Origin of the sequence: Edwardsiella ictaluri ATCC 33202, from assembly GCF_000264785.1 — a bacterium.
GTDB lineage: Bacteria > Pseudomonadota > Gammaproteobacteria > Enterobacterales > Enterobacteriaceae > Edwardsiella > Edwardsiella ictaluri.
Genome location: NZ_AFJI01000054.1, coordinates 16,660 through 40,400, shown reverse-complemented (window position 1 = coordinate 40,400; position 23,741 = coordinate 16,660). Strand labels below are relative to the sequence as shown.

The 23,741-nt window shown below is 55.6% G+C and carries 17 protein-coding genes and 1 pseudogene; 7 read left to right on the top strand and 11 right to left on the bottom strand.

All coding sequences use genetic code 11. From position 1 onward, the window contains the following. Positions 1 to 4: 4 nt before the first annotated feature. Both EIEH_RS07510 and EIEH_RS07505 read right to left on the bottom strand, forming a co-directional pair. Complete coding sequence (locus EIEH_RS07510; protein ID WP_015872634.1) at positions 5 to 754, bottom strand: ATP-binding cassette domain-containing protein; 750 nt, start codon at positions 752 to 754, stop codon at positions 5 to 7. Continuing rightward, a complete protein-coding gene (locus EIEH_RS07505; protein ID WP_015872635.1) occupies positions 754 to 1,749 on the bottom strand; it encodes a sugar ABC transporter substrate-binding protein in 996 nt (331 codons plus the stop codon). Before EIEH_RS07505 ends, EIEH_RS07510 begins: the two co-directional genes overlap by 1 nt. A gap of 399 nt (positions 1,750 to 2,148) precedes the next feature. On the opposite strand from EIEH_RS07505, the gene EIEH_RS07500 reads away from it, so the two are divergent. Then, entirely contained in the window at positions 2,149 to 2,568 is a 420-nt protein-coding gene (locus EIEH_RS07500; protein ID WP_015872637.1) for a hypothetical protein, read from the top strand. A gap of 9 nt (positions 2,569 to 2,577) precedes the next feature. On the opposite strand, the gene EIEH_RS07495 is transcribed toward EIEH_RS07500, so the two are convergent. Beyond that, positions 2,578 to 3,330 carry a 2'-5' RNA ligase family protein gene (locus tag EIEH_RS07495; RefSeq protein WP_226092360.1) on the bottom strand — a complete coding sequence of 251 codons (753 nt, stop codon included), beginning with the start codon at positions 3,328 to 3,330 and terminating at the stop codon, positions 2,578 to 2,580. Between the two features lie 99 nt (positions 3,331 to 3,429). On the opposite strand from EIEH_RS07495, the pseudogene EIEH_RS19670 reads away from it, so the two are divergent. Continuing rightward, positions 3,430 to 3,661: pseudogene (locus EIEH_RS19670) on the top strand (IS5/IS1182 family transposase); the annotation flags it as partial. A 705-nt stretch (positions 3,662 to 4,366) separates the two neighbouring features. On the opposite strand, the gene uidC reads toward EIEH_RS19670, so the two are convergent. The 3 genes from uidC to uidA form a co-directional block, all read right to left on the bottom strand. Beyond that, positions 4,367 to 5,632 (bottom strand): glucuronide uptake porin UidC, encoded by a 1,266-nt coding sequence (gene uidC, locus EIEH_RS07490; RefSeq protein WP_015872639.1) that lies wholly within the window; start codon positions 5,630 to 5,632, stop codon positions 4,367 to 4,369. 117 nt (positions 5,633 to 5,749) lie between these two features. Further along, a complete protein-coding gene (uidB, locus tag EIEH_RS07485) occupies positions 5,750 to 7,114 on the bottom strand; it encodes a glucuronide transporter (RefSeq protein ID WP_015872640.1) in 1,365 nt (454 codons plus the stop codon). Beyond that, positions 7,111 to 8,928: a beta-glucuronidase gene (uidA, locus tag EIEH_RS07480; protein ID WP_015872641.1), complete on the bottom strand. Its 1,818-nt coding sequence runs from the start codon at positions 8,926 to 8,928 to the stop codon at positions 7,111 to 7,113. Before uidA ends, uidB begins: the two co-directional genes overlap by 4 nt. Before the next feature lie 325 nt (positions 8,929 to 9,253). Here uidA and EIEH_RS07475 point away from each other — a divergent pair, with 325 nt between their 5' ends. The 4 genes from EIEH_RS07475 (at position 9,254) to EIEH_RS07455 (ending at position 16,029) form a co-directional block, all read left to right on the top strand. Further along, on the top strand, positions 9,254 to 11,068 hold the full coding sequence (locus tag EIEH_RS07475) for a cation:proton antiporter (RefSeq protein WP_015872642.1): 1,815 nt from the start codon (positions 9,254 to 9,256) through the stop codon (positions 11,066 to 11,068). Positions 11,069 to 11,413: 345 nt separating this feature from the next. Further along, complete coding sequence (locus tag EIEH_RS07470; protein WP_015872643.1) at positions 11,414 to 13,288, top strand: PhoX family protein; 1,875 nt, start codon at positions 11,414 to 11,416, stop codon at positions 13,286 to 13,288. Between the two features lie 1,084 nt (positions 13,289 to 14,372). Further along, positions 14,373 to 15,143, top strand: coding sequence for an N-acetylmuramoyl-L-alanine amidase (locus EIEH_RS07460; protein WP_015872645.1), 771 nt, complete (start codon positions 14,373 to 14,375; stop codon positions 15,141 to 15,143). Between the two features lie 343 nt (positions 15,144 to 15,486). After that, complete coding sequence (locus EIEH_RS07455) at positions 15,487 to 16,029, top strand: chorismate mutase (RefSeq protein WP_015872646.1); 543 nt, start codon at positions 15,487 to 15,489, stop codon at positions 16,027 to 16,029. Positions 16,030 to 16,474: 445 nt separating this feature from the next. On the opposite strand, the gene EIEH_RS18900 is transcribed toward EIEH_RS07455, so the two are convergent. After that, positions 16,475 to 16,699 carry a hypothetical protein gene (locus EIEH_RS18900; protein ID WP_128574027.1) on the bottom strand — a complete coding sequence of 75 codons (225 nt, stop codon included), beginning with the start codon at positions 16,697 to 16,699 and terminating at the stop codon, positions 16,475 to 16,477. A gap of 557 nt (positions 16,700 to 17,256) precedes the next feature. On the opposite strand from EIEH_RS18900, the gene EIEH_RS07450 reads away from it, so the two are divergent. After that, entirely contained in the window at positions 17,257 to 17,811 is a 555-nt protein-coding gene (locus EIEH_RS07450) for a hypothetical protein (protein WP_015872648.1), read from the top strand. Positions 17,812 to 18,041: 230 nt separating this feature from the next. Here EIEH_RS07450 and EIEH_RS07445 read toward each other — a convergent pair whose 3' ends face one another. The 4 genes from EIEH_RS07445 to darT all read right to left on the bottom strand — a co-directional run bounded on the left by EIEH_RS07445 (position 18,042) and on the right by darT (position 23,737). Next, positions 18,042 to 18,758 (bottom strand): M48 family metallopeptidase, encoded by a 717-nt coding sequence (locus tag EIEH_RS07445; protein WP_015872649.1) that lies wholly within the window; start codon positions 18,756 to 18,758, stop codon positions 18,042 to 18,044. Beyond that, entirely contained in the window at positions 18,758 to 21,853 is a 3,096-nt protein-coding gene (locus EIEH_RS07440; protein ID WP_015872650.1) for a type I restriction endonuclease subunit R, read from the bottom strand. The genes EIEH_RS07445 and EIEH_RS07440 overlap by 1 nt, the downstream gene beginning before the upstream one ends. Positions 21,854 to 22,016: 163 nt before the next feature. Then, positions 22,017 to 23,084 carry a type II toxin-antitoxin system antitoxin DNA ADP-ribosyl glycohydrolase DarG gene (gene darG, locus EIEH_RS07435; protein WP_015872651.1) on the bottom strand — a complete coding sequence of 356 codons (1,068 nt, stop codon included), beginning with the start codon at positions 23,082 to 23,084 and terminating at the stop codon, positions 22,017 to 22,019. Further along, a complete protein-coding gene (gene darT / locus EIEH_RS07430; protein WP_015872652.1) occupies positions 23,081 to 23,737 on the bottom strand; it encodes a type II toxin-antitoxin system toxin DNA ADP-ribosyl transferase DarT in 657 nt (218 codons plus the stop codon). Before darT ends, darG begins: the two co-directional genes overlap by 4 nt. Between the last annotated feature and the right edge of the window lie 4 nt (positions 23,738 to 23,741).

Here is a 23,741-nt window from a genome sequence, read left to right as displayed (position 1 = left end):
CGACTCATGACCTCACGGCATCCAACAACGCCTGCTGCAGGCTGGCCAGCGTCAGCTGATCCTTACGGTAGGCGGTGACGATGGCGCCGCGATCCATCACCACAAAACGGTCCGCCACCCGATAGGCGTCGGCCATATTGTGGGTGATCAGCAGGCAGGCCCGCCCCTGGGCGCGCAGCTGCTCAATAAAGCACAGCACCTTCTCCACCTCCCCCAGCGACAGGGCGGTGGTCGGTTCATCCAGGATCACCAGACGGGCGTCGAACAGCATGGCGCGCCCGATGGCCAACCCCTGGCGCTCGCCGCCGGAGAGCTGACCGACCAGCGCGTCCACATTGGCGCCGACGCCGCGAAAGTTGAGCTGGCGCAGCAGCGCCTGCGCCCGCAGCCGCTCCGCCCGCTCGTCGATAAAGCCCCAGCGGTTGCGCAGGTGACGCCCCAGGAACAGGTTACGCCACAGCGACTGCCCCAGCCCCAACGCCCCATTCTGATACACGGTCTCGATCCCCTGACGGCGGGCCCCCAACACATTGTAGTGCCGCCCGTCGAGCGCCTGCCCCGCCACCTTCAGCGTGCCGCTGTCAAAGCGCTCGGCGCCGGCGATCGCCCGGATCAGGGTCGACTTACCGGCGCCGTTATCCCCCAGCAGGGCAACCACCTCACCGGGGAATAGCTGAAAATGGATATCGCGCAGGGCATGAACCGGGCCGAACCACTTGTTCAGCCCGATCAGTTCCAGCGCAGGCTGCGTCATCAACGCAGACCCTTGCTGGCCAGCGGCGCGATCAGTCCGATATTCTCCTGAGAGACAAACCCGGCGCCGGTGTTGATATCCAGACCGGAAAAGCCATAGCGCTTGCTCAGGACGATCTGCACCACGGAGAAGTAACCCATCAGGTAGGGCTGGGCATCGGCCACCAGCTGCACATAGCCGGATTTAATCGCCTCGGCGGTGGCCGGCGACAGGCTGAAACCGGCCACGTAGACCTCGCCCGGCTTGATCCCGGCGTTGCGCATCAGGTTACCCATCTGCGCGGTCAGGGCACCGTGGTCCACCAGTACCATCTTCACATCCGGGTGGGTCGCCATATAGGCGGTAAAGGCCGGTGCACCCAGAGAGGGATCTTTGTCCACCTCCGGCGAAATCTGCAGGAAGTCGACCTTGACACCGGCCTGCTCCAGCCCCTTAATCAGCCCCAGGGTTGACTCGCTGCGGGCGGCGCGATCTTTAAGCCCCCACACCAGCGCACGATCGCCCGCCTTCAGCCCGCTGCGGCGCACCGCCTCTTTGGCCAGGCGCAGACCGCGCACCGCGTTGTTATCACCAACGTAGCCAAAACCCTTGCTCTGCTCGGCTGCCATGGTGCCCGGCAGCTCGGTGTCGATAGAGGTCACCAGGATCCCCTTATCGATGGCCTCCTTGATCAGCGGCTGGTAGGCAGTATCGCCCGGCAGGCCGATCACCACGATGCCGGTCGGCTTGGCCGCCAGCGCCTGCTTAAAGTTTTCGATCATCTTCTGCGGCTGCCAGTCGGAGTAAACCAGACGCAAATCGACGCCCAGATCCTCGGCCGCCTGCTTGGCCCCATTCTGCACCACCGTCACGTAGGACTCGCCCACCGGACCGCCGACGTCAAACCAAATGCTCATATCCTTACCGGACTGCGCGGCAAACGCCGGCGAAGCCACGCAGGAAACGGCCAGCAAACAGGCCGCAGCCCAACCTTTAATCCTTTGAGAAACACCCATCATTATCACCTTTATTATTGGCAGGGTATGACGGCCGCCGCAGGAGCGGGCGCCACCAGACCGCAGTCGGGGACGAGGGAGACAACGGCGTCGCTGTCGCTTTTCGTCACATCCGTTGACGCGGGGCGAATATAGTAGGCGTTTTTATCCCTCAGCTAAAGCCCATCCGCACCGCCCGGGGTGATACCACTCTGGCGGTGTCTGCGGTAGACTGTTAATAGGGATTGTCCACGCCGCGTCAACCCCTGCGGGAAAACACCCACCGTTCGGCGACGCACGCCGCGGGCGGGCGCCCGATAAAATCATCGATAAAAAAGCCGATAAAATAATCATGTATCGCCGTGGGGCGGGCGGATCCCCGCCCAGGCCCGGCCATTTTCACCATTTAAGGAAACGACCATGTCCAAATCACAGGCTGCCATTCTGGTTGAGCGTATTAAGGATGCGCTGAAGGGCAATAAACTGCAGACCAGCGAAATCAACGTCCACCTGGTGGAAGACAGCTCCTTTGGCCCGGTCAAGATCGTCATGTTCCTGTGGAGCGTGGCGGACAACGATATTAACGCCGACATCATCGCCCAGGAGGTGCTGTTTCACCTGAAAGACGACGATATCTATGTCTCATTCCATAAGACCCGCCGCCGCGACGGCGAACGTCTGCTGACCGTCACCCAGCCGCTGGAGCCGAACAACCCCAAATACAGCTACGGTAATCTGCGCGGTTTTACCTCGCTGTGGCTGATCCAGGCCACCGGCGCCGAAAAGCTCAAGCAGGCCCGCGACGGCCAGGGCAACGACGGTCGCATCGTCCGCCGCTGAGCAATAGCCTTACTTCCCCGAGCCCGGCACGGAAAAATCGTAGCGGACCAGCACCGCCTTGCTCTGTCCATTTTCGTCCGTCTCCGCAATCCCCAGCCCAACCGCCTCCAGGATTTGCGTACCAAAGCGCTGGCCATAGCACCGCATAAACTGGCTTAACGCTGCATGATCACTCTGCGCCAGCAGGGTGACGTGGGGATCGAAGTGGCTGAACACATTCGGGCTGCCATAGCGGACAAAGGCCGCCTTCTTCTCCGGATAGGCATTCACCCAGCCCGGCAGCGGCGCCCCCTTATCACGATAGGGGGAGAGTCGGCGCACCAGCGTATCCGACAGGCTCTGCAGCGCCCGGCTGTTCTCTACCACCACCATCAGCCAGTCGCCGCGCGTCTGGTTCAGGTGGGTCAGACGCAGGGGAAACGTCTGCTGACGCTGGCTGAGTGCCGCAACCTCCTGCTTCAGCCGCGGCAGGGCATCGGGCCCATACTTGGCCAGATACAGCGTGACATGGGGCTGAAATCCCTGCGCCGCCAGACTGGTTAAATGATACTGCCCCAGCTGCGCCGTAGTCTGTGCGAGCAGGGTTGCCATCCCACTGCCGGGAATAATGAACACATCATAGCTCTTGCCCGGGGCCGCACCCCAGGCCACTCCCGCCAGCGCACACAGCAGCACCGCACCACCCAACCGGTAACCCATCATCTCCCCCAGATAGCCATACTCTGCGGCCGCCCGACGCTGAGGCGGCGCAGGTGCCCCCATGTATCTCCGCTATCATCCCTGCCCCTTTGCGGCAAAAACGAGATCGCACTCAAAAAACAGACTGTGCTGTATCTATAGTGCAGACACAGGGCTGAATCGTATGCAGACCGCAACCGGGTAGTTGCCAATCAACGGCTGAGCGAGAGTAATACCCGATGGCAATGGACAACAGATTATAACCGCCGCTCAATAACAGAAACGGCAATGTACGGGGTTAAACCGCTGTTTGGTAGTTCGCCAACATTACGTAACTATCACAGCCGGGTAGCCGAGGCTGCAGGCCATAGTGCGTGGCCTGAACAAAATAACGAAGCCTGACACCAGCAACTGAAGACTTACCCAAGGAGTTAGAGCCTATCCCATTAGGCTATTTGATTTTCCATTTCGGTCCGGGGCCGTGCTCACCATCCTCACGTACTGCGTGTACGCTCCGGGGCTTTGTTTCCCCACACGTTCCAACCACATGATTTTTTGTCTCTGTGGTTAACCACTACATTGCGCTAACAGCATAAAATCTATGTATTCAACAAAGAAAGACCACCCCCACGCAAATACGCAAATACGCAAATACGCAAATACGCAAATACGCAAATACGCAAATACGCAAATAAGAATAGTCAGTCCACGCGCTGCATATTACCCGGCGCTATTTTAGATTATTTTTAGCCTATACGCTTAATCGGGGTGTAGCGTGTATAACATTGACACCTTAGGCTCTGGCTATATCGGCATCGGCTTATTGGTGGTCAAGCGGGCAGTGGTCGTCTATATATCCGATAGCGCTTCCAGTCACCCCCGCGGGATACGTCGGAGCCTGAGCGTAAATCGAGGCTGTGCGCTGCTATTGGCGCATTTTAAAACAGAATAGCTGAAAAACACCGATAGAAAATTATTTAACTCATCAGCGCATTAATTCCCTAAAATCCCCCAGGCACCGCCACGACACATTCACTGCGCTATCCACCACGCAGTGAATGGTCGTAATATTGGTGGTACCGGGAGATAATCCGCCCGTCGACTGGCGGCCATCGGATCATCACTTCAACACAAAGTCATACTGAATGCCGCCCTTAATATCCCAATAGTTCAGACGATCGCCCAAGTGGCTGCCCTGGCGTTTCTCCCGCGTGCGATCGGCAGCGATAAAGGCCGTCAGCCCCGCCAGCGGGCCGGAGGTGATGCGCCCGGAGAGCACCCCCATGATACCCAGCCCCTGTACCCGCACGTTCCGCCGGGAGTCCTCCCAGCCATCGGTGTAGATGGGCATCAACATCAGGTTCACGTTGGGTAACAGATTATAGCTGGCCCCCAGTTGATAGGACCACATCCCCTCATAATTGCGATCCATCGACAGGGAAAACGGGTAGCCGATATCGGTATTGACTGTGTACCCCAGATTATGGATCACTTTCTCAAACGCCGCCGACAATCCCCAGCGCCCCACGCTCCACGCCGCCGAGGCAGAGACAATAATCGATTCATTCGGCTGTCCCGCCCGTCGGCTCACCCCATCCAGGCTGGCATAGTAGAGGATCGCATCGTACTGCAATTTTGTGTCATTCTGCAGCGGCTGGGTATATTTCAGGGTACTGGAAGCCTGCAGGGCCACATCGGACTGGTAGGATACCCCCGCACCAAACTGGCCATTATCATCGCGATAAACAGCGGCGACCGCCCCCAGCGGACGGTGCATATCAAATTCCCCGGTCAGTGGGTTGAGCACCCCTTCATAACGGACCCCTTTATCGGCATCGAAGGCGGTAAAGACCCGCTGGCGGTACAGCATCCATAAATCGACATGCTCGCTCAGGGCAAACTGCCCCATTGCCCCTTCCGAGACCACCGGCAGCGTGCGATTGGAGGCCCCATCGATCATGGGAACGGAATAGGGCAGGCTGCCATACAGCGCATCGGTACCGAAACGCCCGATTTTCAGTTTGCTATACTCCCCCAGTTTTACTTTTACCGCCCCCAGGGCATAGCCAAAGCTATCGTGACCATCCAGATAAAAACGGCTGGAGGCACTGGCTCGGGTCCCCAGTTTATAGACATAATAGGCGCCCCCCTCGACGCCGATAATATCGCGGTAGTAGTGGCTGTTCACATCCAGCATCGCCCCCTGTACCCAGGCATAGACATCCCGTCCGCTCCCGGCGCTGGGCTTATCGGCCCGGCGCAGATCATTACGCAGGCGCAGGCGGATATAGTCCTCGTCATCCTGTGGTGCGGCGGCGTAGCCCAACGGCGGCATCATCACGGCGCCCAATAGACCAAGGCATATTATTTTAATTTTAATTTCCATTTTTATATCCCGGTGAAAATAATATAAAGTGGCGTATTTATTGCGGTGATGGCAGGCTATTTTGCAGAAAACAGCCTGCCGATAAGTCATACCGCGAAAGCGTGCCCTACGTTATTTTTACGGTGTTACTGCGTCATCCCCAGACTGTATTTTTCTTTGTTTAATCTCATCGATAATTCCCGCAAAGCGTGCATCGGTCAGCGGGTAGAAAAGCATGATCAGAAATCCGGCCAGAATCAAAACAGCCGGGATCAGCGTCATACACAGCTTAATACTGAGCAGGGCACTGGGGCTCTGGGTAGCACTATTGGCGACATAACCGCTGTAACCCAGAATAAAGGCGGGGATTGAGCCGCCGATAGCCTGCCCACATTTTCGGGTAAAGGAGAACAGCGAATAGGTGAGTCCCTCAATACGCACACCGGTACACCATTCGCCATATTCGACGGTATCCGCCTCCAGCGCCCACATCACCGTCATCGAGATACTCAGCCCCAGCGTGGTCACCACAAGGGAGATCAACACTCCCGGCAGCGAGGCCATGAAGAACATCAGGAGGTACCCCAACGCGGCCAACAGCAGTCCGGCCAGAAAGGTATTCCGCTTACCCAGCCTGCGCACCAGAAACGGCACCGAGGGCGCCGCCAGCAACATGCCAAACAGCGTCTGAATGGCCACAAACAACGCCAAAAGCGACACATCATTTAAGATGTAACGGGCATAAAAGATGGTGCTCGCACTGACGGAGAAAGAGGCTCCCAGAGTACACAGCGCACAGATGCACAGCATAAACAGAGGCCGGTTCTGACGCAGGGTGCCCAGGCTTTCCCTAAACGATGGCTGGGCCACCTGGCGCTGGACAATCTCGCGGGTGCTGGCAAAGCAGAACAGATACAGTGCGATCCCGACCACCGCCAGTACCAGCGTCAGCTGGGTATACAGGGTCTGTAACTCGGTCGGCGTCGAGGAGCTCAGACGCGGCGAAATCACAAACCCTATCAGCACAAAGGTCAGTCCGGCGCCGATGGAGCGGGCCATCCCCAGCTTGGCCCGGGACGCGGGATCCTGTGTCATCACCGTCGCCAGCGAACCATAGGGAATATTGACGAAGCTGTAGCAAATATTCAGGGCAATATAGGTTGCGTAGGCATAGAGCACCTTACCGTCGTGCGACCAGTCGGCAGGCACGGAAAACACCAGTATGCTGCACAGCATCAGTGGCAGGGCACCGAACACCAGATAGGGACGGAATTTCCCCCAGCGGGTATCGGTCTTATCCACCACCCGCCCGGCGATCACATCGATAAAGGCATCCAGTATCCGCACCGACAGCAGCATGGCCCCCGCCGCCGCCGCGCCGACACCGGCCACATCGGTGTAATAGCTCAGCAGAAACAGCGCCCCCATGGCAAAGGCAAAGTTATTGGCCATATCGCCACAGCCATAGCCAATCACCGCCCTCCAGCTCAGTGACTGACTCATTGCGCTCCCCCTTTGTCACCCGCGGGTTTCATACCGTATTGCACCGCCGTCCAGCGCGCCTTGAGGGTAAAAGCCGCCGCCTTGGGCTTTCTGTCGCGGGTAAATACCCCTTTCCTGTTGCCACCGGCGCGCAGGATCCCCTGCGCCGTGGCAAAGTCGGCGAAGTTCCACACCTGCTCCCCCACCACGTAGGGCAGACGGTCAAATACCCGGTGATAGGTGGTTAAAAACTGTGCCTGAAACTCCTCGCTCCACATCTCCGGATACAGACTGTGCAGTCCGGCCAGGGTATCGGCCCCGTATTCCGTAATGATGATCGGCTTGCGGTGCCGCTCATGCCATACCGACAGCTCCTGCTCCAGCTCACGCCCGGCGGTAGCCAGATCGCCGCTGTTGACATACCAGCCGAAGTAACGGTTCAGACACAGCACGTCAAACAGATCGCTGATGGTGTCCTTGTCCGGCGGGCAGAGCATAATGTTGACGCAGCACAGCGGGCGGGAGGGGTCCAGCTCCCGTGCCGCCTGCACCAGGGGAGCGAAGTAGTCGCGCGCTGCCGCCTCGCGGACATCGGGTTCGTTCGCCAGGCTCCACATCACCACGCTGGGGTGGTTTTTATCACGGGCGATAAGCTCGCGGATCGCCTGCAGATGGGCCTGCTGGGTCTGGGAGCCGATGCGCTCCTCGCAGAACAGTTTCTCCCCCCGGGAGGTCAGATCCAGCGTGAAGCCGTGCAGGGCCATCATCCCCACGGCCGGCGTCTCATCGATCACCACGATGCCGTGCTCATCGGCCCAGTCCAACATCTCCTCGGCATAGGGGTAGTGAGAGGTGCGATACGAGTTGGCGCCGATCCAGCGCATCAGGGCGTGATCGTGCACCAGCAGCACATGATCCAGCCCCCTGCCGCGCAGATCCGCATCCTCATGACGGCCAAAACCGGTAAAATAGAATGGATTGCCATTGATCAGGAAGGCAGTTTCCGTCACCTCTACGGTACGGATCCCCACCCGTAGGGCGTATTCATCGGCCCCGTCGCCCTCGCCGCTGTAGACCATCAGGGTATACAGATAGCCCTCCCCCGGCTGCCATAGCCGTGGGTTGGAGACCGTCAGCGTCCCCTCGTCTCCCTCGCTCTCGGCCACACAGTGCTGCTGGTCATCCAGCAGGCGGCAATGCACGCCGACATCACCGGCATCAACCGCATAGTGCACCAATCCCTGCGCCCCATCGGCGCTGATTTCGGTCGTCACGCGGACATCACGGAGATAATCCTGTGGCGTCGAATAGAGCCACACCGGGCGATGTATCCCGGCATAGTTAAAGAAATCATAGCTATACTGCAGGCGACGCTCACCGTTGACCTCGGTGACCCGCCCCGGCGGGATGGTGTGCCAGGAGAGCTCGTTATTGACGCAGACGGTGACACGCACCTGCTCACGCCCGGCCAGCAGGGCGCTGATGTCCGCCTCAAAAGGGGTATATCCCCCCTGATGCACCATCACCTGGGTCTCATCCACCCACACTGTCGCTCCATGGGTTACCGCGTCAAAGCGCAGCACGATCCGCTGCCCGTTCCAGCCGCGCGGCACGCGCACCTCGGTCTGATACCACACGTCGCCTACGTGGTTACGGATCGCCGCGTCGGCAAACTGGTCGTTAAAACTGCCCGGAACCGCGATGGTGCGCCCCCCCGGCAGCGTCCCGCACCACCACTGTTCACGGTGACCACAGCGCTGAACGTCCGGTACAAACTGCCACAGCCCGCTCAGGTTCTTACGCTCACGGGAACGGCTTTCAATCGGCTTTAACATGGCGACACTCCAGAGTGAGAGAAAAATCAGGGATCATCTCTACACCCGTAGGAGGCGGAAAAAGTTACCTTAAGATCGGCGGAAGTTTTATGTCGGCAGCCAGCGATACGAAGATTCAACGCCGATGAAACAAAATAACGCCCAGAACCACACCGACCAACCCGACATGGTTAACATGATGCCAATCTATTGATTATTAATATGAATTTAGATAATAAATATAATAAGAACCACACACATATAGAAATGATGACTAAAAATAGACCCGCTAGAATATAAAGATACCCGTCTCCGTTAATCGTGCTGTCTACAGAAAGGGATCGTTATGGCGTTATCTACCCCGCTGATGTTGGTGTTGATTGGGTTAAGCGCCCTTCTGGCACAATGGGCCGCCTGGTCACTGCGTCTACCGGCCATACTGCTGTTGCTCTTGTTTGGGGTTATTCTCGGACCGATCACCCACCTGGTACAGCCAGACCGGCTATTTGGCGAGCTGTTGTTCCCTCTGGTCTCCCTATCGGTGGCGATCATCCTGTTCGAGGGCGCCTTAACACTGCGCCTGGGGGAGATCCGCGGTCTGGGCGGCGTCGTGCGTAACCTGGTCAGCATCGGTATGCTGACCACCTTTGCCGTCATCGGTCTCGCCTGTTGGTGGCTGCTGCGGCTGCCGCCGGAGTTGGCGGCGCTGATCGGCGCGGTGACCGTAGTCACCGGTCCCACGGTGATAGCCCCCCTGATGCGCGTAGTACGCCCAAACGCCAGCGTCAACCAGGTGCTGCGCTGGGAGGGGATCATCATCGATCCCATCGGGGCCATCTTCACGCTGTTGGTCTTCGAATTCATCGTCCTGCAGCAAAGCGCCCAATCTTACGGCCATCTTTTCTGGACCCTGGGCAGCACGGTACTGGTCGGTCTGCTCGTCGGGCTGGCGTGTGGCTATCTTATCGGCGTCAGCCTGCGCCGCGCCTGGGTGCCGGGTTACCTGCAAAACCTGGCGGTCCTCGCCTCGATGCTGGCCGCGTTCGGCCTGTCAAACGCCATCGCCGATGAGTCGGGACTACTGACCGTCACGGTGATCGGCATACTGCTGGCCAACATGCGCAATGTCGATACCAGCGACATCCTCGCCTTTAAGGAGGAGCTCTCCGTCATCCTGATCTCCGCCCTCTTCATCATCCTGGCGGCGCGCCTCGATATCGCGGCGCTCTGGCAAATGGGCTGGCCGCTTATCGGGGTACTGTGCGTCGTGCAGTTCATCGCCAGACCGCTGTGCATCGCCGTCTCGACCTGGCGATCCTCGCTGCATTGGCGCGAGCGGCTATTACTCAGCTGGATCGCACCGCGCGGCATCGTCGCCGCGGCCGTCAGCGCCCTCTTTGCCCTGACGCTGCAGCGCAGCGGCTACCCCGATGCCGGGCGCCTGGTGACGGTGGTCTTCGCCATTATCATCGGTACCGTCATCCTGCAGAGCCTGACCAGCCGCCTCGTGGCCCGCCTGCTGCGCGTCCAACAGCGTAGGCCGCGCGGCGTGCTGATCATCGGCGCCAATATCGTCGCCCGTATGCTGGCTCAGGCATTGATTAAGCTTGAGATCCCCGTCATCGTCAGCGACAGCAGCTGGGAGTATTACCGCCAGGCACGCATGGAGGGGATCCCCGCCTATTACGGCCACGCCTATTCCGAGCATGCGGAAAACTACCTCAATCTCGGCGAGACAGCGCAGATGTTCGCCCTGTCGCCCAACCGCCACCAGAACGCTCTGGCCATCTACCACTTCGGCCATATCCTCGGCGATGAGAAGGTCTTCGCTCTCCGCTCCGGATCGCCGCTGAAAGGGCGCAGCGATGGTGCCGAAAGCGCGCGTTTCCGCCGCCATGAAAGCCTGTTCAGCCAAGAGGCCAGCTACGGGAAACTGAGTAGTCTGATCGCCAGGGGAGCCACCATCAAGGTCACCCGCCTGAATAAAAACTTCGGCTGGCCGGAGTATCTGGCGATACATCAGGGCGTCATTCCGCTGTTTACCCTGTCGGAGAGCGGAAGGCTCCAGCCCGTACGCGCCGATAGCGCGCCAGCGGCCCCCTGCACCCTGATAGCACTGGTACAGAGCGATGGCGAGGCAGACCCCGCTCCCCGCCCCTGATGCCGCATGAGAACGCGGCAGCGCCGGGGTTAACCACGTTGACTCTGGCACCCTCAGCGACGCCGACGTCGGCGCGAGCAGCATCCTGCCGGGCATTATCGTACGCTGATCTGCCCACTTCCCGCGTTGGGAAAAACGCCCCGCCGATGATATCGCTGGGGCGTTTACACATACAGCACATGGATAATTTAGATACATATCATCACGTTAAAAAATAACAACCAATATACACCTTAGAAACATAAAATTCATTTTACCGTCATCTTGGCAGGCTATCCTTGCGCAACATTTGCATTACCTGGCAACCCCGCAGGAACGCGTCAAAAACAGCAAAGGAGCATATCAATGTGTAAAGATGACCGGCAGGACTCCCAGTTCAGTGAAATGATCAGCGCCCGGCTCTCACGCCGCCACTTTCTGGCGGGCAGCGCCGCCGCCAGCGCCGGGGCCTTTTTAGCCCTAAATCCTGTCGCCAACGCCGTGGCGGCGCTGACTCAGTCCCCCCTCCTGAACTTTACCCCCATTGCCGCCTCCGTCGCAGACAGCATCATTGTCCCCCCCGGCTACCGCGCCACGCCGCTGATCTCATGGGGCGACCCTATCTTTGCAGATGCACCGGAGTTCACCCGGCCAGAAGCGCAGGATGCCGCAGCACAAGAACGTCAGTTTGGCGACAATACCGACGGGATGAGCTTCTTCCCCATCAGCGATGACCGCGCCGTGCTGGCCATCAACAACGAATACACCAACTATGAGTATCTCTTTGACCATCAGGGTAAAGCGATGAGCGCAGCAGATGTGCGCAAGGCACAGGCGGCGGTTGGGGTAACCACGGTTGAGATCGTACGCAACAACGGCCAGTGGAGCGTAGACCGCCAGGGCATGCGTAACCGCCGGATCACGGCATACACCAAAATGATGATGACCGGCCCGGCGGCAGGACACGACTTACTGAAAACCCAGGACGATCCCAGCGGTCTCCATGTGCTGGGAACGTGTAATAACTGCGCCAATGGTCAAACCCCGTGGGGTACCTACCTGACCTGCGAAGAGAACTTCAATGACTTCTTCGGCTCCGACCGGCAGGGTAGCGTTACCGCCGACCATACCCGCTACGGCATTGCCGCTGCCCCCAGCATTTATCGGTGGCATCAACACGATGCCCGCTTTGATGTTACCCAAAACCCGCAGGAGCCCAACCGCTTTGGCTGGGTTGTGGAAATCGACCCTCACAATCCGCAATCAGTGCCGCAAAAGCGCACCGCACTGGGCCGGTTTAAACATGAAAACGCCGCGCTAACCCTCAATAAAGACGGCCGTGTCGTTATCTACCTTGGCGACGACGAACGCGGCGAACACCTGTACCGATTTGTATCACACCAGCGCTACCAACCGGGCAACGACGCCGCCAACCGCAATCTGCTGGACCACGGCACGCTGTATGTCGCCCAATTCGACATGGATGAAAACGAACTCAAAGGCAACGGGCGCTGGATTGCACTCACCTTCGGCCAGAATGGCCTGACCCCGGAAAACGGTTTTAACGACCAGGGCGAAGTCCTGATCTTTGCCCGCCGCGCTGCCACACAGGTCGGCGCGACAACCATGGATCGCCCAGAGTGGGTCGCCATACACCCCAACAACCAACACGTATTCTGCACCCTGACCAACAACAAAAACCGCGGCAAAGAGGGGCAACCCGTCGGCGGCCCCAACCCACGCGCCGCCAACCATTACGGCCAGATAGTACGCTGGATGCCTGCCGGGGGCGATCACACCGCTGAACACTTCACCTGGGATCTCTACCTGCTCGCCGGAAACCCAACGGTTCATCCGGGCACCCCCTATGCCGGCAGTAACAACATCTCTGCCGAAAACATGTTTAACAGCCCTGACGGCATCGGGTTTGATAAAGCGGGTCGCCTGTGGATCCAGACCGATGGCAACTACTCCAACCAGGGGGACTTTGCCGGACAGGGCAATAACCAAATGCTGTGCGGCGATCCGATGAGCGGAGAGGTCAAGCGCTTCCTGACCGGCCCCATCGCCTGCGAGATGACCGGGTTAACCTTTTCTCCCGATTACAAAACCATGTTTGTTGGGGTACAGCATCCCGGTGAAGAAGGCGCGCCATCCCACTTCCCCGATGGTGGCAACAGCCTACCCCGCTCCACCATCATGATGATCACCCGTGAGGATGGCGGCGTGATCGGGGCCTGATATGCTGTCGCCCCGTCAACCGTATTATCCCGGGAACCCACAGGCTCCCGGGGATTTTGCCGTCGGCCGGGGGCGGCTATCCGACACCCTGAATCGCTGCGCCCAATACCACGGCGCGCTTACCCGGCCATGCTGCTTATCCGGGGTATGCATCAACTGATGTGCACGTACAGTAATGGCCACATGTAACGACGCTGGCGGGTCTCACATTGCGACGGCCACAGCCGTTTTACCGGATTCCGCCACGGCGAAGGCATTACAGGGAACAGCAACCGGAACCCCGCGTTTCGCTCCCGCCGTCGCTCCACCATGCGGCTTTTATACATGGCGCAGCCATCAATCGCTGTCCAGGGGTTTGCGCGCGCCGGTATGCTCACAGCATGTCCCCGACAACTGAATAACTCGATCAGGATCCTGCTGCTATCGCCAACGTCGTGAACGCGGCCCGGCCCGAATGCGCCGCCCTGATAATGCGTCTGGGTCTGCCCCTGCATGACGATGCGTCTCTGTTGCCCTTTGTGCATCCCATCCGCGCCAATGTTTGGCTTAAGGTCAATATGGTTGATATCGGCTGCACCCGGATCAAACACCGCATGGCCAGCCTCCCCCAAAGGCCGCGCTCGCCCGATACCCTGCCCGGTGACAAGCCGCGTCTCCTCATGTTCATATTCCACCAGGTAAGCGGGCAGCACAGACGATGTTTGTAACCTCGCTGACGCTCATACCGCCTTGACGCAATAACATGACGATAAGCGATCTGGCATGATTTTCATCATGGGTTGGCAGGTCGTTTTCACGCATCAGTCGCCGCGCCCCTATCATAAACGGCTGCGCCGGGCGGCATCGCCCAGGTTGGAGGGGGATTTGGCGTTTGACCAGACCGTGCAATGCGGGCTGAACTCCCCCAGGTGAACGCCGGTGCTGCGTGGTTATTGAGATACGCCTGGCTTTTCCCCCCCACTAACAATGACCACAAATTACGCCACAAAAATGCCCCCGGGATCACGTCTATATCAACCTTGTATACATTTTGTTGTCATACATACTGGTATTACTGGCTTATACTATAAAAAAGGAGTTTGCTATGTATTCCATTGATTATAATAGCTATCGATCGGTGAAAAGTTTCAACCGCCGTGTTCGCTTCCTGGTTATGCATTACACCGCTATTAATTTTAAGGCGTCAGTTGCCGCGTTGACCGGATCTTCCGTCAGCGCCCACTATCTTATTCCTGACCCTTCAGAAAAAACGTATATCGATGCCGGTTTTAACGATATGCGTATTTTCAATCTGGTTGATGAAAATGAGCGGTCCTGGCATGCAGGTAGCAGCTCATGGGCTGGACGTACTAATCTGAATGACACGGCCATCGGTATTGAGATAGTTAATCTGGCGACTGACAATAATAACGTATTTGTATTCCCGCCGTATAACCCAACACAAATTGCAGCAATTAAAGAGCTGGCCGCCAATATTCTGCAGAGATATCCCGATATTACGCCTACGAATATTGTCGGGCACAGCGATATTGCCCCAGGGAGAAAAAGCGATCCCGGGGCGGCTTTCCCGTGGAAAGCGCTTTATGAAGCAGGCATCGGCGCATGGTATGAAGAGTCGACCATGCAGCACTATCTGGCGCAGTTCAGCAAATCGCTGCCAGCTAAAGCAGATATTATTGCCAAGTTAAAAACATACGGATATGATACTTCAGATGCAGGAAAAGAAAGTGGATACAGAAATTTAATCCGTGCATTTCAGCTTCACTTCCGACAAAAAAATTATGATGGTGGCGCTGATGCTGAAACAACGGCAATTCTCTATGCGCTGGTAGAAAAATATTTCCCGGAAAAGTAATTACATCCCAAAAATCTGAGCGCCCTGCATGTGGATAAATCTTATCATTTATTCACATGTGGTTTGACTTATACAGCGCGCCTGAGAGAGCATCCTGAGCGCAGTCTGGCGTGCTCCAACCTCATTAACGGCAACTTTCTGTACCCGCAATAACCGATTTTATGTTCGGCCGGTAACCCTGCACCGCGGAGGGTATACAGATCATGACATTTATGGAAGTGAAGTCCATAAAACAAACGATTATGAATAGGCTATACAGTAACATATCGGGAGATAATTCCTTGTGGAATTCAGCATTAATCACACAGATGAACCGGTTTACCAATAAAAGAGGAGAGGTTAAGTGAACAGTAAAACATCAAGAAAACTGCTTGTTTTTGCTGGGTTATTTTTTTCCACCACCGCATTGGCTGAAGCAATCAACACGGAAGACGTAGTTGCATTGATTAATCAGCGCTTGTCTTATATGAAGGACGTTGCAGGATACAAAGCAAATAACCACCTTGCCATTGAGGATTTATCTCAGGAGGATAAAGTATTAGCAAACACCGTGAACGAGGCAAAACAGTTGGGGTTGGATGGCGAGTCGGTAAAGTCCTTTATACAGGCACAAATGGATGCAGCTAAAGCGATTCAGTACCGCTATCGTGCTGACTGGTTATCTATACCGGAAAAAGATTGGCAACCTGAGTCTCTAGAGCAGGTAAGAGAACAAATCAGCGTCTTAAATACCAATATTCTTACCGGTGTCAGAACGAAACTGACCAGGGGCGAGCGGTTTACCGACAAAACTGACTTTATGAAAAGGCTTAATCAACACCACTTAAAAAACAGTGATAAAGAACGTTTGTGGTATTCATTAAGACAAATAACTTTGAAAAAATAGCCCCTACAGGATCATCACATGCACCACTTACCGTGTAACTCATAGATACCGTTCCACTATTATCACCCACTGGCTTTGCTGAACAGGTCAAAATTTTGCCGGGTTGAAGGATCAGATCAGCGACCACCCTGCAACACAGTGTGTCCCGTAGCAAAGCAGAGGATCCGTATTATCCACTGGTGCACCGACAATAGCGCCATCATTAACCGTGGATTACGCGATGAGGTGATTCAGGCTTGAAGCGAGCCGCCTGTAGCTTCATCACGGGGAGGATCTCAGCGCCATTCTGACCTGACCATCACGACCACCATGTTAAAACAACGTACTTTGCCTGACGCGGCGAACGGCATAGGGGATTGATTGATTCCATTTTTACCATGATGAGTGCTCCACTGTGCTGCCCGGACTCACCCGCGATCCGCCGCTACGTATGCTGTAGATAGCTTTACAGATAGCTGAATAACGCATTGAGATCTTCCCGATCGATACGCCAGCTTGTGCTGATCTGCAGATATTTTTCGTCCCAGAGCTCTGCAAACGCATCCAGCACCATCAACACCGTCGCTTCTGTCGGCGTCTGATATCCGGCTTGCAGCCTACCCGTAGCCGCTTTGTACTCCTTTCTGCCACCGATTGCATCAGGTGACCGGCTCCTCATTGGCAACCACATGCTGACACGCCAAAGACTCGGCGAGCGCCCCCGGATCCCTCAATCGCCGGATGCAGCAAGTGTATGCTCTGATGGGTAAAAGTTAAAAAAACATCAAGAATATATGGATATCAAGCGGGTTTACGCTGTAACGTTAACACGCTATTCCCATTTAATCGCCTGACTTTCTTTTCCAATTCTTGCAGGCCATCGTGGCGATAATGTGAATAGAATGTAAGGCTTTCTTTTTCTTTAAGAAGAACCTCGACCGTGATAAAATCATTTGTATTATAAAATAAATCATTGCTTGTTATCTTATTTGTGCGGATGCCCCATCCAACACTTAATTAATCGTTAATCCCCGCTCCGTATCGTTGCATCCTGCCAATTGAGATACAGAGCAAATGCATGAATTTGTATAAAATGCCAACACCACGCGACCCGTGGACTAATTTTATACAGCGCACGATAAGTCAGGCAATATCCGCAGTACTAAAAACGATAAATTTATCTTAGTTCGCTTTACATATGCCGAAAGGCGCTATTTGGTGTGGTTAAAATGCAAAAGGAAACACGTTATGTTCAATTTCAATAAATCAGATATAAATGCCCTGAGCCTGATCATGGTTCCGCTTATTTTATCTATAATTGGTATCTGGATTAACCCGGCAATCATCGGGCCCGCCAGCCTCGGCAGCTGCATTTTTTATGTTTACACCGACCGTAAGCAACGCAAACAGGCCGGGGTGAAGTCTCCCTCATTCTGGTGGTGGCTGCTGTCACCGGTCTATCTGTGGAAACGCGACACTCTGGACAGCCGGGCCAAACATCCCCTGTTTCTGCTCTGGTGCGTATCCATCGTGGTAATGGTGCTGATCAGCCTGGCGGATGAGGCCAAGGACTCCAATCAGCAGGTGAAAACCCGCACCTGCGAACTGGTGACGGAAATCATGCACGATAACCGCATTGAAGGATCCTGTGTCAAGACCATGGAGCTGAACCGGGTGGAAGGCACCGAGTTCTATCGTGGCACCGTATTGATCACTAACGGTAACGAGGTACCCGTCACCACCGATATGCAGAAGGATGGGAACATCTACGTGCGTATCACCGATACTTCTACTTTGCGTTAAACAATCACGATGGCTGAAGGAGGTCGCGCCTTCAGCCACCTCTCAACCTATGCTATTTTTGGATTGGACTGCTCCCAAAACCATAGACAAATTCTGTCCTCCCGACGAGGTCCGTTCAAAGGCCTCTGGAGTGACGCCTTATAGGTGACTGTAGCAATTGCCCGCAATGGCAACCACCGCCCCCTCCGGTAATATGAAGAGGGACAAGGCGCCCAACGGTATACCGGTGGTCAATACTCCCACGCCTCAAACGCCAGCGGCATCTTATTGAGCAAATCTCGCCGCTCGCGCCAGTTAGGGATCAAGCGGTCCATATGTAGACGGAAGCGCTCATTATGATGACGCTCCAGTAAGTGAACCAGTTCATGCACCAGAATATACTCCAGACACTCAGGTGGTTTCTTGATCAGCTCCAGATTGAGCCAGACTCGCTTTGTGGTGGTATTACAGGTGCCCCAAAAGGTTTTCATCTTTTTAATGCCCCAGAACGTCGCGGAAACACCGGTTCTGTCCTGCCATTCGGGCAGTAATTTAGCGACCTGCCGTTTCAACTCATGCCGATAAAAGTCGGTTAATACCAGTGCCTTATTTTCGTTGCTGGTTCCTGGCTGAACATAAAGCTGGAGTTTATTATTTCCCGCAATTTTCACCTCATGACGTCCCTGACGCTCGATCACAAACAAACGATATTTACGACCCCAAAGATAGTGGCATTCTCCGCTGACCATTTCCCGTTCGGACTGGCGTGGCTGTCTGGCGAAATCCTGCTGTTGTTTTCGGATCCAGCGAAAGCGGGAAGCGACCGCCATCCGTATCGCCGTTTCTGTCATGTGTTCCGGGGCTGAAACGCGGACTTTGCCGTCAGGCGGCAGGACGCTGATATGCAAGTTCTTAATTGCCTTACGGTTAACCTGCAAGCGCAGCGTGCCTATCTGCATGACCGGCATCAGTGGTATTCCTTTTGCTTACGGGCAAGCTCAAGAACGTCATCAATATTGACGTTATAACTGGCGGTTTCTTCACGCAGTGCACGGGCAAGCTCTCGTTCCTTAAAACGATCGCCAATCCAGTCTGCTTTTTTGGTATAGCGGATTGTCGTATCAATACGGGTTGCCAGCACCTCGTCATGGCCGAAGTTATCATAAAATGCCCGCTTTGCCTGCGTATCCATCGTTTCTGGATAGGATGCTCCGTTGGTTTGTTCTGGGCGGATAACCTGCTTGCTCAAATCCCGGATACGCTCCAGATACTGCTGATAATCAAGCGCATTCTGGCGGCGAAGGGTAATCAGTTCATCCAGCAACAGCGACATGCGCCCGTAGTATTTTGGGTTCACCGGGTTTTCATCCACGATGGTTTTACGCACGTTGTTTTCGATGGTTTCTGCCATCGCATCCTGATTATTGCGGATCTCGTCCGGCAGAGCAGCAGTTGCTGCTGCGCCTTTTTCAACAATCAGCTCAATCAGGCTTAACTCTTCGAAATCCATCAGCACTTCGCTACCGTCGGCGCGAACATACATATCCAGCAGGTGGCGCATGGCGGGCTCAAAGCGCTTCATGTCCAGCAGATCGCCGCTGGTTAGTTTAATGTCGTAGCGCAGTCTCTCGAATTTAGCGACTTCGGCGCGAATGCTTTCCACCTCCTCATTGGTATAACCCGCTTCCTGCATTTCATTCGCCAGGCTGGCGTAAGCGCGCAGCAGGCGGGCGACATTCTGATAGAACGAAAGGCGCAGCGCCTCTTTTTCGCCTAATACCGCCTGGTTTTCTCCCGACTGACCACAGAAATAGTGCTGATAGTCCTGCAATTCGCGCGGTGCCTTGACGGGTTCGCACAGGCTGCGAACCACCTCCAGCGCGCTGTCGAGATCCAGCTTCGCCTGCTCCAGACGATTTTTCAGCAGGCCATCAACATCATCCCGATCGTAATCGTCAAACGCGCCTGCGGTGTAATCGGTTATCGCTTTATCCAGCGAGCGGAACAGATCCTTATAATCGATAATATAGCCGTACTCTTTATCTTCCCCATCCAGCCGGTTTACCCGACAAATCGCCTGAAACAGCGTATGGTCCGTCATGGTTTTATCGATATAGAGATAGGTGGCGGACGGCGCGTCAAAGCCGGTCAGCAGCTTATCCACCACGATAAGCAGACGCATTTGCCCCGGCTCATTAATAAAGCGCTGTTTAACGTCCCGCTCGAACTCGGCGATGCGTCCGGCAACCTTCTCTTCGCTTTGCTCAAAATAGTCGGCCAGCATTTTGCGATAGGTCGAGAATTTAAACAGCTTCTCGGTCAGGCCCGCGCCGGTTTCTTCACCTTTGATACTGGCAGCATCGGGACGAAAGCTGGTTACAATCGCCACTTTTCCCGCCAGATCGGTCTGGCTGAACATCTCGTAAACCTTACAGGCCTGATACACGCTACTGCATACCAGCATGGCGTTACCGCGCCCGTCCATCAGGCGCGGGCGGGTATCCATATCCAACAGAATATCATTAACGATCTGCTCCAGCCGCGACTTGCTGGACAGCAGTTTCTGCATTGAGCCCCATTTCTGCTTAAGCTGGGTCTTGGCTAAATTCGACAGGCCGCGCGTTTTGGCCTCAAACCAGTCATCGACCTTTTTCTCAGACGTCAGATACTGGTCAATATCGCGGGCCTCATAGCGCAGATCCAGCACCACCCCGTCAGCCACGGCTTCATCAAACTTATAGGTGTGGATATAAGGGCCGAACACCTCCACTGATTTCTTTTTATCTTTCTTCATCAGCGGCGTGCCGGTAAAACCGATAAACAGGGCTTCCGGCAGAATCGCGGTCATTGCGTCATGCAATTTGCCGGACTGCGTGCGGTGGCACTCATCGACGAAGACAAACAGGTCGCCTTTGGCGCGGAACGTTTTGGTCAGGGATTGTTGCAACTCAGTGATGAAGTCGTCGGTTGCCGCAGCGTCTTCCGCTTCGCTACGCCGACCGAACTTATGCACCAGCGAGCAGATGAGCCACGGGTTCGGGTGATTGAGCGTCGCGATCAGATCGCTACCGCTGGAGGTGCGATAAATCTCTTCATCCACGCCCATAAACACGCTTTCGATCTGTTCATCCAACTCGGTGCGGTCGGTCACAATCAACACGCGCGAATTGGGCACGTTTTCACGGATCCACTTTGCCAGCCAGACCATCGTCAGGCTTTTACCCGATCCCTGCGTATGCCAGATAATTCCACCTTCACGACGGGCAATATGCTGTTTAGCCGCCTCGACACCAAAGAACTGATTATGGCGACAGAGTTTTTTCACCCCAGCGTCAAAGGCCATATAGTTATGGACGATATCCAGCAGTCTTGATTTGCTGCAAAGGCGGCTTAAATGGAAGTCGAGCTTATGCGTATATATGCCGGTATTCTCTTCTTTCCACTCCAGATAATATTTTTCCGGCGTTTCGATGGTGCCGTAGCGCAGTCCCTGCGTATCGTTACCTGCCATCACCAGCTGTATGGTGGTGAAGAAATTGCGGATAAAGGTTTTCTTCTGATTATCGAGGTTCTGCCGGATGCCTTCGCTGACGTGAACTGACGAGCGTTTAAGTTCAATCACGCCCAGCGCGATGCCGTTAACGTACAGCACCAGATCCGGGCGCTTGCTGTATTCGCCGTTGACCGTCACCTCGTCAGCAATAGCGAAATCATTGGCTTCAGGATTTGCCCAGTCAATCAGCCATACGGTCTGATTCTGCTCGCCCGCGCCTTCCTTTTCCTTCACGCCGTAGCGCAGCAGGCGATAGACCTCTTTATTGGCGTAATACAGCTTTTTGCCTTCGCCCAGCGCGGCGGCGGAGTCCAGTTGCCGAAGCACACGGGTGATCAGGGTATCGCTGACGCCGCGCCGTTTCAGCCATGCGCTCAGTATGTCCGTGTCGATATTGCTGTCATCGGCATCTCCAGCGCTGCGGCCCAGATAGCGGTAGCCTAAATCCTTAACAAAAAACTGAATCAGACGCTCTTGCGTGGCGCGTTCGCGCTGGCCTATGGTGCTCAAAAGGCGCTCTCCTTAGAGCCTGTCCCACCAGGCTATTTTACTTGCCAAACTGGACTTGGGCAGTGCTCAAAATCCTCACGTACTGCGTGTACGCTCCGGTTTTTCCGCGCTGTCCGCATCCAGTCTGACTGCAACAATGACGCCTGCTGGGACAGGCTAATTTTCAGCAATGAAACTCCATCACGCGGTTAATGGCGAATTGCAGATTCTTATCGTCAAACAGCTTTATCTTACGGCTGGCCCAAGGTTCTCCCGCAGGCCACTGATGCAACCCCTCTTTCACCGAGTCCAGCGTCGGCTGGCATTGTCCCCGGGTCAACAACCAGTCAACGGTCGCCAACAGCTCCAGACCAAACGGCGATTCAAAACCGTCAATCAACTGGCTGACCTGCTCAAGCGCTGGCAACCACGCTTTGGCTTCGCTGTTCAGCCAGAGGTTGATGTGTTCTTTTTCCCGATCGTTAAACCAGATCACATCCAGTGGCTGGCTGTCCGGGATACGCTTTTCGGCTTTCAGATAGGTACCGTCCAGCGCGTTAAGCAGATGGTTCAGGTTAGGAGCATAGGGGCCGTAATAGTGCGCCTCAAACCGCAGTTTTAGCACGTCCTCCTGCTGGTGCTGTTCAATGGCGCGTTGTAGCAGCCATGCCAGCTTCTGGATTTCCAGCAGGCTGCACTCCATACCCAGCACCCAGTAGCGGCGCACCAGTTCAGCGATCATCGCTCTGGCGGGGGTGAGCTTTTTTACGCCGCTGCTCTTGGCGACGTTCTGGTATTTTTCGGTAGGCTCATAAATCAGGATTTCCGTGTCCTGAAGGTCGCCCAGCGCAGATTCAATCCGCGCCCGGACATCCGGCCAGTTCAGGCCGCCGTTGCCCGCGCCCAGCGGGGGAATGGCGATGGACTGCACGTTTTCTTCGATCAAAAAGCGGCGCAAGTCCTGCAAACCGTCTTCGATCCACGCCATGCGGGAGTCGGCGCGCCAGTGCTGCTTGGTAGGGAAGTTGACGATCCAGCGTGGCCCCATCAGCTCGCCGGTTTCGGTAATAAACATCTTGCCGGTCATCACCTGCTTTTGTTTGCAGGCGTCGGCATAGGCTTTCATATTGTCGGGGAAGCGCTCTTTAAACATCAGCGCGATGCCTTTACCCATGACACCGACGGTATTCACCGTATTCACCAGTGCTTCCACGGGCGCGTCCAGTAAATTGCCTTGTGTATATGTGATCATGAGAAGTACCACCCGGCCCGTGCGTGAACGGGCATTGTCAGATTACGTTGCGACAGCCACTGCTCTAATTGTAACCTGACGCCATCGTTGTAACAAATCATCCCGACCAGCAGTGTGATGGGGCAGTGCTTCCAGATTAACGCCTCGGCCTGATAGCGTTCAAACTTCGCCGGATCGTCCGGATCGCGACGGAAATCCCGCGCCTGTAAGATAGACCAGTCGATCTGGTTCAGATCGTCCAGACGGGTGTAGTAGTTGACCCAGTTATAGTAGGCGTGGCTGTCGGTAAACACGAAGGGGATGTTCTGCGCCGCCACGTTTCGCAGGTTGCTGACCAGAATGACGATTTCCTCATTGGGGCGCTGCGTAATGCCGCCACGCCCGCTGTGGATATTCATCAGCATCGGCGAAAAGGGGGTAAAGTAAAACGGCACGTAGTCATGCAGCGTCCCGCCCATACCGACAGGCACCGGATGCCCGGCGCGTTTGCCGATAAGTTCCGGGTTGCCGATATTGATCCAGTTTGCCGCCTGCACCGGGCTGTTGCCGCAGTGCAGACCGTGGTCCAGTATCCACGGGATATTATCCCGATGGACAATGCGCCAGATCAGGGCTTTTTCCGGGTTGAGGTTGGCGCTGTAATCATAAGCCATGTGC